Genomic DNA, 13,459 nt, shown 5'->3' with positions numbered 1-13,459 from the left:
TGATCGAATCGCCAGGGTGCCGAGCCCTGACGCCACGCTCTGGCGCCACAGCTCTGACGACACAGGCGTGGCGGCAGCTGCACGCCGCGAGCCGGGCCTGTACTCGCCTTCAGCATGGTGACGCCACGCCGCCACCCCCTTGGCTGGCGCGGCGCACGAGACCCATCCTCCAGGACCACAAACGCCACGGGCGGGGCCGAAGCCCCGCCCGTGGCGTTTGTGGGTACTGCTTTGTAGGTCGAACGCCTGGCTCAGGCCTGCTGAGCGTCGCTCGGCTGCGGCAACGAGGGCAGCGACTTGTCGAGCAGCTCGACGCTCTGGCGATAGTAGAGCTGGCTCTTGTTGTGCTCGCCCAGGTTGGCGTAGAGCCGCGCCAGCTCGGCACAGACCACTCCGCTGGGACGTTGACGCTGGCTCGCCTCGAAGTACTCCTGGGCCTTGCCCCAGTAGGCGTTGCGCAGCGCCAGGCGACCCAGGGTCAACAGCAGGTCGGGATCATTGGGCCGCTCCTGCAGCCACTTCTCGGCGGTCACAAGCTGACGTGAAGCGTCCACCCCAAGCAGGCCATAGCGCAGCACCAGACGGCTGTCCCAGTTGGTCTTGAGCGAGTGGCGCAGCAGTTTCTCGGCGATCACCTGTTCGTCGCAGCGCACCAGCGTCTCGACGTAGAGCACCAGCAGGTCGATGTTGGTGCGCAGGTACTCGGGCATGTCGGACCACAGGTTGCGCACCCGCTCGATATCCTCGGGATTGCGCGTCTCCTGCAGGATCAGCTCGCGGTAGGCTTGCAGCTCGAGCTGTTCACGCTCTTCCCGGGCGATCAGCTGCTGGTCGGCCAGACGCGGCAGCAGGCGACGCAGGCCGTCCCAGTCGCTGACGCTGATATAGGCGGCCTTGAGCTGCTTGAGCACCTGGGGATGGCGAGGCAGATGACGGTCCAGGCGGGTCAGGATCGCCAGCGCTTCCTCGTACTGCTGGCGGTCCAGCATCAGCTGGGCCTGCATCATGCCTACCGCGGGATCGGCGCCGTCGGTGGAGATGTGGGCCCGCTTGAGCAGGGTGTCGGCCTGATCATAGCGGCCCTGGTAGTGGGCCGCCAGGGCGGCAGACAGGTAGTTGACCAGCGGGGTGCTGGAGTCATCGGCAGCCTTGACCAGGGCCTTCTCGGCGCGCTTCCAGCGACCTTCGGCCAATGCCACCAGGCCGCGCACGGTGCGCTTCATCGCGGTGCGATTGCGTGCCCGCGAGTTCCACACCTTGAAGCGGCTGACCGGACGGCTCAGGCGGAACAGCACGCGCAGGGCAAAGTGCAGCACCATGAACAGGGCCAGCAGGATCACCAGGCCAAACCAGAACGAAGTCTGGAAGGAGGTGTCGCCCACCCGCACCAGCCAGTAGCCGGGCACCGACATCATCAGCTGACCGAACAGCGCCCCGAGCGCGAGGCCAACGACAATGAGCAGGATCAGCTTTCTCATGCGTTATCTCCCTGGCCGGAAGCGCCCGCTTCGAAGCGCTGCTCGATGAACCGGGCCAGCGCCTGCTGGGAAGCGCTGATATCGGGAAGCTCCGGGCGGATGGACTTGCCCTTGAGCTCGCCCAGACGAGCGATCACCGACTGCACCGACTCGTCGTCGACGTCGTAGTAGCCTTCGAGCAGGGTGATGGCCTTGTCGAGGCTGGCCTCGTACAGGCCGGTCTCTTCCTTGAGCAGGGCCAGCTGGGACTGCTCCAGCACCAGACGCAGGCTCTGGCGCAGGTACGACTCCTGCTCCGGGGTGATCAGGGCTTCCAGCGCCTGGTCGTGGTGGCGTACCGTCACCAGCTCCTTGAGCTCTTCACCGACCCGTGCCAGCTGCTCCTGCCAGGCACCGGAAGGAGCCTCCTCGATGGTGGTATCGGCGGTGAACTGCTCGATGTCCTGGGCCAGCGGCAGGCCGGCGATCTGCTCCTGCTGGGCGTTCAGGGCCAGGTAGAGGCCAGTCCGGTCAACCTTGGACACCGTCTGCAGGGCGGCAAGCTCCTCGGCGATGGCGCGGCGTACCGGGACCAGTGCCGGATTGTTGGCCTCTTCCAGGCGAGCGTCGGCGGTGCGCAGCAGCGCCGCAGCACCTTCGACATCACGCTCGAGCTGCAGGCGCTGATTGGCCAGACGCAGCAGGTAGGCGGCCTCGGCGTGCAGCCAGTCACGCTCGTCGGCGTTCTGTTCCTTGGACAGCTCGGCCAGTACCCGATCCAGGGTCTGGTTGACGTCGGACTTGTAGGCGTCGAAGTCGCTCTTGATGCCGTCCACCGCCTGGCCCATGGTCTCGCGACGCTCGGCAAGGCCGCTTTCCAGCTGGGACGACAGCTCCTGGACCTCGGCCACGCTGGGGCTGTTCTGCTTGAGCTGGTCGATGCGCGCGGACATGGCCTGCTGCAGCTGCCAGCCCTTCCAGCCGACAAAGGCCACACCGGCGATCAGGATCAGCACCAGCACCAGGGCCACGACGCCGGCCTTGCCGCCACCAGAGCTGCTACCAGAGCCACCGGAAGACGAAGTCGCGGCACCGCCGGCAGAAGCCCCACCGTTACCACCCTTGCCTGCCGCTGGGCTGGGCTTGTTGTCACTAGCTTTGGCGCCACTGGCCTTGGTGTCACTGGACTTGCCATCGCCGGGTTTTCCGGCACTGGCCTTGCCGCTGTTGTCGGGCTTGCTAGCGCTGGGCTTGCTGTCGCTGGGCTTGCTGGCACTTGGCTTGCTGGCACTGTCCCCGGCGGCGCCCTTCGCTGCAACCGGAGCGGCGTCACTCGGCGTGGCCTTGGCGGTGCCTGCGCTCGACGCCGTGGCGCCGGCAGGCGATGAGCCGCCCGTCGCCGCAGCGGGTGTGGAGGATGCCGCGCTGGCACTGGACGAGGTGGATCCGGTCGAGCTGCTGCCACTCTTGTCGCGACGCCGCGACCGCCGCTGGGAGCCCCCCTTGCCCGCGCCGCCCTTCGAGGCGTCCGTGCCTGAGGTCGCGCTTCCTGTGCCCTGCTGGCCGGAAGCGGACGGGGTCTGCTGCTCGTCCTGATCGTGCTGTTGGTTGCTCATCTGTCGCTAGCCCTTTTAGAGATCTTCATTCGCCATCCTCTGGGTCGCAGGTCCTTGCCACCGCGGCCGCCAGCGCCGCAGGAGACGCGCCAGACGCCACGACCGGGATGCGAAATCCCAGCGTTTTCGCCAGTGTAGCCAACCGCTGGCTGGATACGACAAGCGGTTGTTGAAAGGCGGCCTCTGAACACCATCTTGCCAGATGTTCAAGGATTTCTCCGCTACTGACCACCAACGCCTGATAGCCCCCTTGTTCGAGCCATGTTCTGGCCCCGGCATCGGGAGTGATCAGGCGGCGCCGATACACCTCGAGACGCGTGACACGCGCGCCCCTCTGCCCCAGGGTGTCGCCCAGCAGCGGGCGGCCACCTTCGCCCGCCACCAGCAGCACTCGCTGGTGCTCCAGGCGCTGCAGCGAGGCCAGCGCCAGCAAGGCCTCGCTGGTCTCTTCTCCGGCGGCGGGGGCAGGCACCCTCACCTTTAGCCCCAGCGCCTGGTGCAAGACCATCGCCGTGGCCTGCCCGACGGCGTACAGTTCAAGCCCCTGGGGCAGCTGTGGCCAGTAGCGATCCAGCGCCTCGACCAACCGCTCGGCGGCGGCGGGACTGATGACTACCACCTTATGAAAGTGGTCGATGTCGAGCCAGGCCGAGCGCACATCTGCCGTCTCTGGCACTGTTTCCTGCCGCATCACCTCGAGCCGCTCGGTGCTGAGCCCCTTGCTTTCGATGGCCTCGGCCAGCGCCTGGGCGCGTTCGCCGGGCCGGGTGATCAGTACCGGAGTGCCCATCAACGCGGCCCGTAGACCTCGGCCAGGATATCCCCGGCGCCCTGCTCGAGCAGCTGCTCGGCGACGCGGATCCCCAGCGCCTCGGGTTCGTCCACCGAACCACGCCCCTCGGCACGCAGCACGCGGGAACCGTCGGGCGTGCCGACAAGGGCTCTCAACCACAGGGTTCTGCCATCGTCCTGATAGATGGCGTGCCCACCGATGGGCACCTGGCAGCCGCCTTCCAGACGTGTATTCATGGCCCGTTCGGCACGCACTCTGGTCGCCGTCTCGATATCGTCGAGCGGTGCCAGCAGCGACACCAGCTCGGTGTCGTGCATGCGGCATTCGATGCCAAGCGCGCCCTGACCACAGGCCGGCAGGCAGATCTCCGGCGGCAGCTCCTGGGCGATACGTTCACCCAGCCCCAGCCGCTTGAGCCCGGAGGTAGCCAGCAGGATGGCGTCGAATTCGCCAGCGTCGAGCTTGGCCAGGCGAGTCTGGACATTGCCACGCAGGCTGATGACCTCGAGGTCAGGGCGGGCCTCGCGCATCTGCAATCCGCGGCGCAGGCTGGAGGTGCCCAGACGGGCGCCCTCGGGCAGGTCCTCGAAGCGAGCATAGTCATTGGAGACGAAGGCATCGGTGGGCTCGGCGCCTTCCAGGATCACCGAAAGCCCCAGGCTCTCGGGAAACTGCATCGGCACATCCTTCATGGAGTGCACCGCGATATCGGCGCGGCCGTCGAGCATCGCCTCCTCGAGTTCCTTGACGAACAGCCCCTTGCCGCCAACCTTGGCCAAGGGCGTGTCGAGAATCTTGTCGCCGCGGGTCGACATCGGTACCAGCTCGACCTCGAGCCCGGGGTGAATCGCCATCAGGCGATCGCGAACATGTTCGGCCTGCCATAGGGCCAACTGGCTCTTGCGCGTCGCGATACGCAGCCTGGACATCTGTTGCACGTTGCTCTCCCTGGTCGGGCTTGCGACCAAATCGCCGCGTCCGCCATGTTAAATGAATGACGTCATCATAAAGCACGGTCTCCGTCAGTAAAATCGACGGCGACGGGACCCGTTGCCGCGCCTGCCAGAAGCGCCTGCTGCCACCCTCGTTTCAGGGGCTGATGCCGCACCGTCCTTGCCGGCCCGCTGCACCCTCGCCTCAAGGGCCGACTCTGGTACACTTTGGGCATACCAACGACAACGGCTGCCGGCTCCGTCAGCGCCCTCGGCGCCGGCCACCGATCACGTCGCCATCGCATCGTCATTCAGGAAGTCCATTCAATGAGCCAGACCACCAACCAGTCCTGGGGCGGCCGCTTCAGCGAACCCACCGACGCCTTCGTCGCTCGTTTCACCGCCTCGGTCGATTTCGACCAGCGCCTGGCCCGCCATGACATCCAGGGCTCCATCGCGCATGCCACCATGCTCGCCCAGGTTGGCGTGCTGAGCGAAGAGGAACGTGACGCCATCCTGACCGGGCTCAAGGAGATCGAGACGGAGATCGCCGAAGGGCGTTTCGAGTGGTCGGTGGCGCTGGAAGACGTGCACATGAACATCGAGGCACGGCTGACCCAGAAGATCGGCATCACCGGCAAGAAGCTGCACACCGGGCGCTCGCGCAACGACCAGGTGGCCACCGATATTCGCCTCTACCTGCGCGAGGAGATCGACCTGGTCGCCAGCGAGCTGGCGCGGCTGCGTGCCGGGCTGATCGAGCTGGCCGAGGGCGAGGCCGACACCATCATGCCGGGCTTCACCCACCTGCAGACCGCTCAACCGGTGACCTTCGGCCACCACCTGCTGGCCTGGCAGGAGATGCTGGCCCGCGACCATGAACGCCTGCTGGACTGCCGCAAGCGGGTCAACGTGCTGCCGCTGGGCGCCGCCGCCCTGGCCGGCACCACCTACCCCATCGATCGTCACCTGACCGCCGAGCTGCTCGGCTTCGAGCGCCCCGCCGAGAACAGCCTCGACGCGGTCAGCGATCGGGACTTCGCGATCGAGTTCACCGCCTTCGCGAGCCTGCTGCTTATGCACCTGTCGCGGATGAGCGAGGAGCTGGTGCTGTGGACCAGCGCCCAGTTCGACTTCATCGACCTGCCCGACCGCTTCTGCACCGGCTCCTCGATCATGCCGCAGAAGAAGAACCCGGACGTGCCCGAGCTGGTACGCGGCAAGACCGGCCGCGTCTACGGTCACCTGATGGGCCTGCTGACGCTGATGAAGTCGCAGCCGCTGGCCTACAACAAGGACAACCAGGAAGACAAGGAACCGCTGCTCGACACCCTGGATACCGTCAAGGGGTGCCTGCGCGCCTTCGCCGACATGGTCCCGGCCATCGTCTCCAAGGGCGATTCCATGCGCGAGGCCGCTCGCAAGGGCTTCTCCACCGCCACCGACCTTGCCGACTATCTGGTACGCACGGGCGTGGCCTTCCGTGACGCCCATGAAATCGTCGGTCAGTCCGTGGCCTACGGCATCGAGAGCGGCAAGGATCTGTCGGACATGAGCCTCGACGAACTGCGCCAGTTCTCCGACGTCATCGGCGAGGACGTGTTCGAGGTGCTGACCCTGGAAGGCTCGGTGGCCGCCCGCAACCATATCGGTGGCACCGCCCCCGACCAGGTGCGCGCCGCTGCCCAGCGCGCCCGTGAGGCCCTCAAGACCCTTGCGACCGGCCAGGGAGGCGCCCAATGAACCGCCTCGTCAAGGTGCTGCGACCCGCCCTGTTGCCGGCCCTGCTGCTGGCCCTGATGGCCCTGGCGGGCTGCGGCCAGAAAGGCCCCCTGTACCTGCCCGGTGACGAAGAAGCGGCGGAGCGCTACGGCCCCCGCGAAACCGTCGAGGACGAACAGGGCGAAGAGGACAGCCAGGAAAGCGACCAGAGCGCGACCGAGGACGAGAGCTGAGCATGGATCACTTCAACTACCGAGACGGCGAGCTGTACGCCGAAGAAGTGCCTCTGGCCCGCATCGCCGAGGCGGTGGGCACCCCCTGCTACGTCTATTCACGTGCCACCCTGGAGCGTCACTTCCAGGCCTACCGCGAGGCGCTGGGTAGCCACCCGCATCTGATCTGCTACGCGGTCAAGGCCAACAGCAACCTGGCGGTGCTCAACGTACTGGCGCGCCAGGGTGCCGGTTTCGACATCGTTTCCCGGGGCGAGCTCGAGCGGGTACTGGCCGCCGGTGGTGACCCGGCCAAGGTGGTGTTCTCCGGCGTCGCCAAGCGCCCCGACGAGATGGCGCGCGCGCTCGAGGTCGGCATCAAGTGCTTCAACGTGGAGTCGCGCCCAGAGCTTGAAGTGCTCAATGAAGTGGCAGGCCGCCTGGGCAAGGTGGCGCCGGTGTCATTGCGGGTCAATCCCGACGTCGACGCGGGCACCCATCCGTATATCTCCACCGGGCTCAAGGACAACAAGTTCGGTATCCCGGTGGATGAGGCGCTGGAGGTCTACCGCCTGGCCGCCGAACTGCCGCACCTCAAGGTCACCGGACTCGACTGCCATATCGGCTCGCAGCTCACCGAGATCGCTCCCTTCCTCGACGCCCTGGAGCGTCTGCTGGTGCTGCTCGACCGCCTGCGCGAGGAGAACATCGAGGTCTCGCACCTCGACCTGGGCGGCGGCCTCGGCGTGCCCTACAGGGACGAGACGCCGCCGGCCCCGTTCGACTACGCCTCGAAGCTGCTCGAGCGCCTGTCGCGCTGGGACGGCGGAGAGCGCCTGACGCTGCTGTTCGAGCCGGGCCGCTCGATCGCCGCCAACGCCGGCGTCATGCTGACCCGGCTGACCTACGTGAAGCCCGGCGAAACCAAGAACTTCGCCATCGTCGACGCGGCCATGAACGACCTGATTCGGCCCTCGCTGTACCAGGCCTGGCAGGCGATCATCGAAGTCGACACTCGCCTGGACCGCGCAAGCGACGTCTATGACGTGGTCGGCCCGGTGTGCGAGACCGGCGACTTCCTCGGCAAGGAGCGCCAACTGGCGGTGGCGCCGGGCGACCTGCTGGCGGTGCGCTCGGCCGGCGCCTACGGCTTCGTGATGGCCTCCAACTACAACAGCCGCCCGCGTCCGGCGGAGGTACTGGTGGACGGCGACAGCTATCAGGTGGTTCGCCGACGCGAGACCCTCGAGGACCTCTGGGCCGGTGAGTCGCTGCCCGGCGAATCGCAACCGGGATCGGCATCGGGATCGACGTCAGGAGCACCGCGCTGATGCTTCTGCACTTCACCAAGATGCATGGCCTGGGCAACGACTTCATGGTGGTCGATCTGGTCACCCAGCGGGCCCGCATCGAGGCCGAGGAAATCCGCCGTCTGGCCGACCGGCGCTTCGGCATCGGTTTCGATCAGCTACTGGTGGTGGAACCGCCGCGGGACCCGGACATGGACTTTCGCTACCGGATCTACAACGCCGACGGCAGCGAGGTCGAGAATTGCGGCAATGGTGCGCGCTGCTTTGCCCGCTTCGTACGCGACAAGCGGCTGACCCACAAGCGCCAGATCCGGGTCGAGACCGCCGGCGGCCCGCTGGTGCTGGACGTGCATGACGACGAGCAGGTCAGCGTCGACATGGGTGCCCCGCGCTTCGCCCCGCCGAGCCTGCCCTTCGAGGCCGACGAGGACCGCCTGCGTCACACCCTCGAGGTCGACGGCGAGACCCTCGAGATCGCCGTCGCCTCCATGGGCAACCCCCACGCGGTGATCAAGGTGGACAGCGTCGACCAGGCGCCGGTGGAGCGCCTGGGACCGCTGGTCGAACACCACCCGCGCTTTCCCAAGCGGGTCAACGTGGGCTTCATGCAGGTGGTCTCCAGCCACGAGATTCGCCTGCGGGTGTTCGAGCGCGGCAGCGGCGAGACCCTGGCCTGTGGTACCGGCGCCTGCGCTGCGGTGGCCTGCGGCATTCGCCAGGGCCTGCTCGAAAGCCCGGTGACCGTCCACCTGCCCGGCGGCAGCCTGACGATCCGCTGGGAAGGTGGCGAGCGCCCCTTGATCATGACCGGCCCCGCCGAGCGGGTGTTCGATGGACGAATTCCGCTGCGTTGACCCCAGGCGCACAGGACTCGACGGGACTGGGCTAAGCTGCCAGCAAGGTATCGGTCCCTCGCTTTCCCGGAAAATCGATCCAGCCTAGACATTGAACTCCAACAGGAAGACGCGCATGCCTCAAGCCGCCCCAGAGCCCCGCAAGACGCTCGACCCGGACCGCGTCGCCGAATGGCTGGCACGCCACCCGGACTTCTTCGTCGGTCGCGAAGGCCTGCTGCAGAGCCTCACGATTCCCCACCCGGAGACCCAGGGCGCCACCTCGCTGCTGGAACGGCTGGTCCATGACCTGCGCAAGCGCGCCGAAGGCGCGGAACTGCGGCTCGAGCAACTGCTCGACTCGGCCCGCCACAACGAGGCGCAGTATCGGCGCACCCGCGAGCTGGTGCTGGCACTGCTGGAAGCCCAGGACAACGACGCCCTGGGCCAGGCCCTGGCCACCCAGCTAAGCGAGCGCTTCCAGACGCCAGCGGTGTCGCTGTGGTGCCCCGCCAGCCTGACCGATCGCGACCCCAGACCGCCCCAGGCCCCGCGTCACGTGCTCGACGACCACACCGGCCAGCGCCTGACCGCGCTACTCGATGGGCGCGCCAGCCGCTGTACCCGTCTTACTCCCACCGACTGGAAGCGCCTGCTGCCCCACGCAAAGGCGCCGACCAAGTCGGGCTCCTGCGCCATCGCCCGCATGACCCTGGGCGAGCCCCAGGGCTTTGTGGTGCTGGCAAGTCCTGATCCCGACCACTTCCGTGCCAGCATGGACACCCTGTTTACCGAGTACCTGGCCGAGGTGCTGGTGCGCCTGAGCGTGCGGCTGTGCGAGCGTGATGATGGCTGAAAAGGCGGCTGAGACGACGGCTGAGACGACGGCCAAGTGGCAGCTTGCCGGCGCGGTAGCGGACTTTCTCGATGAGCTGGGTCGCACCGCCAGTGCTGCCACCGTCGACGCCTACCGGCGTGACCTGGCCACCTTCGAGAACTGGTGGCACGCCCAGGCCAATGACACCGACGCCAGGCCGCCGGATGATCAGGCCCTGACGTCCCACACGCTCCGGCGTTTTCTGGCCGCCGAACGCAGCCGAGGCATGGCACCGCGCAGCCTGAAGCGCCGCCGCGCCGCCCTGTCGCGACTGTGTGAACACTTGGTGGCGGCTGGCCGACTCGACTACAACCCGGTCGGCTTGAGCCGCGGCCCCCGGGCGCCGAAGGATCTACCGCGGCCGGTGGACGTGGACCTGCTGGCGCGCTTTCTCGACACCCCCCACGATGGCTCGCCGCTGTCGGTACGCGACCAGGCGATGCTGGAGCTGCTCTATTCCAGCGGGCTACGGCTGGCGGAGCTGGCGGCGCTGGATCTCCCCGACCTCCACGGCGGCCGGGTGCGGGTCCTCGGCAAGGGCAACAAGCCGCGCCAGGTGCCGGTGGGCTCGCGTGCGCGCCAGGCCATCGACCAGTGGCTCGGCGTGCGCTCGGTGCTGGCCGCCGACGGCGAAACAGCGCTGTTCGTCGGCCAGCAGGGCCACCGGCTCGGCCATCGTGCCATCCAGGCACGCCTGGTCACCCAGGCCCGCCGGCGCGGCCTGCCGGAGCACCTGCATCCCCACCGCCTGCGCCACTCCTTCGCCAGCCACCTGCTGGAATCGAGCCAGGACCTGCGCGCCGTCCAGGAGCTGCTGGGCCACGCCAACCTGTCCACCACCCAGGTCTATACCCGGCTGGACTGGCAGCACCTGGCCGAGAGCTACGACAAGGCCCACCCCCGCGCGCGGCGCAGCCGGAGCGACGACAGCCATCCCGGAGACACCCCTTGATCGACCACGCGGCAGCGGACGACTTCAGCCGACTCAAGGCCATCACCTTCGATCTGGACGACACCCTGTGGGACAACAGCGGCGTCATGCAGCGCACCGAGCAGGGCCACGTCGACTGGCTGACCGAACAGCTCGGCGCCTGGCAGCGCGGCCGCGAGGAGCCGTTGACGCCCCCCATCGAGCTTTCGGACTACCTGCGTGAACGCCAGGCTCTGGCCAGGCGCAGCTGGTCGCGGCGCGGCGACTTCAGCTGGCTGCGTGAGCGCACCCTGATCCAACTGCTGGAGGAAAGCGGCGTCAACCGGGCGGCGGCTCACTGGTGGGCGGCGCTGGCGATGCAACGTTTTCACTCGCTGCGCATCCTGGTCACGCCCTTCCCCGACACCGACGCCATGCTGGAAAGACTGAAGGGCCGCTATCGTCTCGGCAGCATCACCAACGGCAACGTGGCCTTCCACCGTCTGCCGCTGGCCCGACACTTCCAGGCGCGTATCGCCGCCGGCGAGATGTTCGCACCCAAGCCCGATCCACGGCCCTTTCTGGCGATGCTGGCACGGCTTGAGGTCAAGGCCTGCGAGACCCTGCACGTGGGCGATTCCTGGGAGGAAGACGTGCTGCCGGCGATTCGCCTGGGCTTGCGGGCGATCTGGATCGCGCCGCCAGAGGCCGAGACGGCTCCCTTGCCACGCGGCGTGACCCGACTGTCTCGGGTCACCGAACTGCCAGCCCTGCTCGGTGAGCATCAGGATCAATAAAGCGAGAAAAACCCCGGCGACCGCCGGCGCCACGTGGTAAACCGGCAGGCACCTGTTCCCTGAGTGCCTGCCGCCATGCCCCGCCCGCTCTATCGCCCCCTCGCTTCATCACCGCCGACCCGGCGTCACCTGCGACGAGTGCTCAAGCTCGGGCTGGCGTTTGCCCTGGTTTCGGGACTGGGGCTTGTTTCGGGGCTGTCTTCGGGACTGTCTTCGGGACTACTTTCGGGGCGTGTTTCAGGAATGGGGCCCGCTCTCTCCCTGCCCCTGGGCATCGCGCCAGCCCTGGCGGCACGCCCTACCTGCGATACCGTGCGTCCGCCCGGTACCTGCGGCCTCTACAGCACCGGCATGTCCTACCCCTCGACCTTGTCCGGCACCACGCCGGAAGGCAACACCGCGGGGATAGCCTCCTTCCACACCACCTACGCCTGCCAGACCGGCAGCGACGGCCGCGTCTATATCCTGCTCGATACCCAGGGTTCCTACGACAGCGCCACCGGTGACGCCGAAAGCTCAGTGCAAGGCTTCTACTTCGACAAGGCCGACACCAGCATGGGCGGCCATCACCACCAGACCCTGGTCGCCTCCCTGCGCACCGCCAACCACGCATCTGGCTGTGTCTCCGGAAGCGTCGTGACCGAGATACCGATCGTACGCCATGGCGACACCGAACCGGGCAACTACAACCAGTTTACCTACTGGCCTCATACCCACGTGGCGACCAGCACCGGCGCCAGCGACAACTATACCGGCACGGTAGTCGGAGTTGGCGGCGCTTACGTCACCGTGATCGAGAGCACCTGCAAGATGTGGACCCCCTACATCACCCTGCCCGATATCGACCTCAGCGAGCTGCCGGGAGCAGGATCTCGGGGCGGCACCACCACCGCCTACCTGAGCTTCAACAACTGCGATGAGGTCAACATGGCGGATTTGTCCATACGCTCGGGCGGCGCCAGCGTCATCAACGCCCGCCAAGGCATCCTCGGCAACGCCGACACCTCAGGCGGCGGCGCCAAGGGCATCGGGCTGGCGCTGGAAATCGACGCTTTTTCAGCCCACGACTTCGATCCCGTGGACCTGTCTGGCTCGCGAGCGATTGGCCTGATGGGGGAGGCGCCCAAGGTTCCGTTACGCGTCAGCTACTACCGCTATGCCGAACAGGCATCCGGGGGGCGCGTCAAGGGGCTGCTGGAGGTCACCGCCACGTACAAGTAGCCGGCGGGCTCGTCAGGCTGGCTAGGGCTCGTCAGGCTGGCTAGCCTTCGTGCGCAAGCCAGCCGTCCAGGCGCCGATGGGCCTCGTCGACGCCCTGGCGCTTGAGCGCCGAGAAAAGCTGCACGCTGACCAGGTCCTCCCACTCACGCAGCCGCGAGCGCACCTGCTGCAAGGCATTCTTGGCCGCGCCCTGCTTCAGCTTGTCGGCCTTGGTCAGCAGGATATGCACCGGCAGGTCGCGCTCATCGGCCACATCCAGCAGCGCCAGGTCGAACTCGGTCAATGGGTGACGCACGTCCATCACCAGCACCAGCCCCTTGAGCGAAGCTCGCTTCTGGAGGTATTCGGCCAGGTGGCGCTGCCACTCCAATTTGACCTTTTCGGGCACCTTGGCGTAGCCGTAGCCGGGCAGGTCCACCAGCCGGCGCTCGCTGTCCTCGCCCAGCGAAAAGACGTTGATGAGCTGGGTGCGACCCGGCGTCTTGGAGGTGCGCGCGAGCGCCTTCTGTTGGGTGATGGTGTTGATCGCGCTGGACTTTCCGGCATTGGAACGTCCGGCAAAGGCGACCTCGACACCACTGTCTTCGGGGCATCGGGCCAGCGTCGGCGCACTGGTGAGGAATCGGGCCAAGGAGTAGTTGAAAGCCATGAGATGGAAGAAATCCTGACGGTGATCAAAGGTAGGGTCGAGGGCCCTGGCATTCCCGCCCCCGGGGTGTTTGGTTATAGTAAGCTTTGAGGCGGCTGCGACCCGGGGAATCATCATAACATTGTGCCGC

At 67.1% G+C, this 13,459-nt stretch carries 13 protein-coding genes; 8 read left to right on the top strand and 5 right to left on the bottom strand.

Annotated features, from left to right (window positions below; all coding sequences use genetic code 11):
* Positions 1-251: 251 nt before the first annotated feature.
* Genes NFG58_RS00780 through hemC form a run of 4 tightly spaced genes read right to left on the bottom strand, consistent with a single transcriptional unit; the run spans position 252 to position 4,804 of the window.
* A complete protein-coding gene (locus NFG58_RS00780) occupies positions 252-1,478 on the bottom strand; it encodes a heme biosynthesis HemY N-terminal domain-containing protein (RefSeq protein WP_045993949.1) in 1,227 nt (408 codons plus the stop codon).
* On the bottom strand, positions 1,475-3,073 hold the full coding sequence (locus NFG58_RS00775) for a uroporphyrinogen-III C-methyltransferase (protein ID WP_348827405.1): 1,599 nt from the start codon (positions 3,071-3,073) through the stop codon (positions 1,475-1,477). The genes NFG58_RS00780 and NFG58_RS00775 overlap by 4 nt, the downstream gene beginning before the upstream one ends.
* A 25-nt stretch (positions 3,074-3,098) precedes the next feature.
* Entirely contained in the window at positions 3,099-3,863 is a 765-nt protein-coding gene (locus tag NFG58_RS00770; RefSeq protein WP_348827404.1) for a uroporphyrinogen-III synthase, read from the bottom strand.
* Positions 3,863-4,804, bottom strand: a complete 942-nt coding sequence (gene hemC, locus NFG58_RS00765) for a hydroxymethylbilane synthase (RefSeq protein WP_108131862.1) — start codon at positions 4,802-4,804, stop codon at positions 3,863-3,865. Before hemC ends, NFG58_RS00770 begins: the two co-directional genes overlap by 1 nt.
* A gap of 321 nt (positions 4,805-5,125) precedes the next feature.
* Between hemC and argH the strand changes: the two genes are divergently transcribed.
* From argH to NFG58_RS00725, 8 genes are all read left to right on the top strand, one after another.
* Positions 5,126-6,541, top strand: coding sequence for an argininosuccinate lyase (gene argH, locus NFG58_RS00760; protein ID WP_348827403.1), 1,416 nt, complete (start codon positions 5,126-5,128; stop codon positions 6,539-6,541).
* On the top strand, positions 6,538-6,753 hold the full coding sequence (locus NFG58_RS00755; RefSeq protein ID WP_253028959.1) for a lipoprotein: 216 nt from the start codon (positions 6,538-6,540) through the stop codon (positions 6,751-6,753). The genes argH and NFG58_RS00755 overlap by 4 nt, the downstream gene beginning before the upstream one ends.
* A gap of 2 nt (positions 6,754-6,755) precedes the next feature.
* The gene (lysA, locus tag NFG58_RS00750) at positions 6,756-8,063 is read left to right on the top strand and encodes a diaminopimelate decarboxylase (RefSeq protein ID WP_045993943.1); all 1,308 of its coding nucleotides are present in this window, start codon (positions 6,756-6,758) and stop codon (positions 8,061-8,063) included.
* Complete coding sequence (gene dapF / locus NFG58_RS00745; RefSeq protein ID WP_045993942.1) at positions 8,063-8,896, top strand: diaminopimelate epimerase; 834 nt, start codon at positions 8,063-8,065, stop codon at positions 8,894-8,896. The genes lysA and dapF overlap by 1 nt, the downstream gene beginning before the upstream one ends.
* A gap of 115 nt (positions 8,897-9,011) precedes the next feature.
* Entirely contained in the window at positions 9,012-9,731 is a 720-nt protein-coding gene (locus NFG58_RS00740; protein ID WP_045993941.1) for a DUF484 family protein, read from the top strand.
* A complete protein-coding gene (locus tag NFG58_RS00735; RefSeq protein WP_348827402.1) occupies positions 9,721-10,704 on the top strand; it encodes a tyrosine recombinase XerC in 984 nt (327 codons plus the stop codon). The genes NFG58_RS00740 and NFG58_RS00735 overlap by 11 nt, the downstream gene beginning before the upstream one ends.
* Positions 10,701-11,459: an HAD family hydrolase gene (locus NFG58_RS00730; RefSeq protein WP_348827401.1), complete on the top strand. Its 759-nt coding sequence runs from the start codon at positions 10,701-10,703 to the stop codon at positions 11,457-11,459. Before NFG58_RS00735 ends, NFG58_RS00730 begins: the two co-directional genes overlap by 4 nt.
* A gap of 243 nt (positions 11,460-11,702) precedes the next feature.
* Positions 11,703-12,680, top strand: coding sequence for a hypothetical protein (locus tag NFG58_RS00725; protein ID WP_348827400.1), 978 nt, complete (start codon positions 11,703-11,705; stop codon positions 12,678-12,680).
* Positions 12,681-12,720: 40 nt separating this feature from the next.
* On the opposite strand, the gene yihA is transcribed toward NFG58_RS00725, so the two are convergent.
* Entirely contained in the window at positions 12,721-13,329 is a 609-nt protein-coding gene (gene yihA / locus NFG58_RS00720) for a ribosome biogenesis GTP-binding protein YihA/YsxC (protein WP_108131866.1), read from the bottom strand.
* Between the last annotated feature and the right edge of the window lie 130 nt (positions 13,330-13,459).

The sequence above is a fragment of the Halomonas sp. RT37 genome (genome assembly GCF_040070525.1).
Classification (GTDB): Bacteria; Pseudomonadota; Gammaproteobacteria; order Pseudomonadales; family Halomonadaceae; genus Halomonas; species Halomonas litopenaei.
Note: the sequence above shows the minus strand (reverse complement) of the source record. Positions and strands in the feature narration are given on the sequence as shown.

Bases quoted from the DNA above. Each gene is read 5' to 3' on its own strand.
- lysA (WP_045993943.1), top strand. From the start codon at position 6,756: ATGGATCACTTCAACTACCGAGACGGCGAGCTGTACGCCGAAGAAGTG.
- dapF (WP_045993942.1), top strand. From the start codon at position 8,063: ATGCTTCTGCACTTCACCAAGATGCATGGCCTGGGCAACGACTTCATG.
- NFG58_RS00775 (WP_348827405.1), bottom strand. From the start codon at position 3,073: ATGAGCAACCAACAGCACGATCAGGACGAGCAGCAGACCCCGTCCGCT.
- argH (WP_348827403.1), top strand. From the start codon at position 5,126: ATGAGCCAGACCACCAACCAGTCCTGGGGCGGCCGCTTCAGCGAACCC.
- yihA (WP_108131866.1), bottom strand. From the start codon at position 13,329: ATGGCTTTCAACTACTCCTTGGCCCGATTCCTCACCAGTGCGCCGACG.
- NFG58_RS00780 (WP_045993949.1), bottom strand. From the start codon at position 1,478: ATGAGAAAGCTGATCCTGCTCATTGTCGTTGGCCTCGCGCTCGGGGCG.
- NFG58_RS00725 (WP_348827400.1), top strand. From the start codon at position 11,703: ATGGGGCCCGCTCTCTCCCTGCCCCTGGGCATCGCGCCAGCCCTGGCG.
- NFG58_RS00735 (WP_348827402.1), top strand. From the start codon at position 9,721: ATGATGGCTGAAAAGGCGGCTGAGACGACGGCTGAGACGACGGCCAAG.
- NFG58_RS00770 (WP_348827404.1), bottom strand. From the start codon at position 3,863: ATGGGCACTCCGGTACTGATCACCCGGCCCGGCGAACGCGCCCAGGCG.
- NFG58_RS00755 (WP_253028959.1), top strand. From the start codon at position 6,538: ATGAACCGCCTCGTCAAGGTGCTGCGACCCGCCCTGTTGCCGGCCCTG.
- NFG58_RS00740 (WP_045993941.1), top strand. From the start codon at position 9,012: ATGCCTCAAGCCGCCCCAGAGCCCCGCAAGACGCTCGACCCGGACCGC.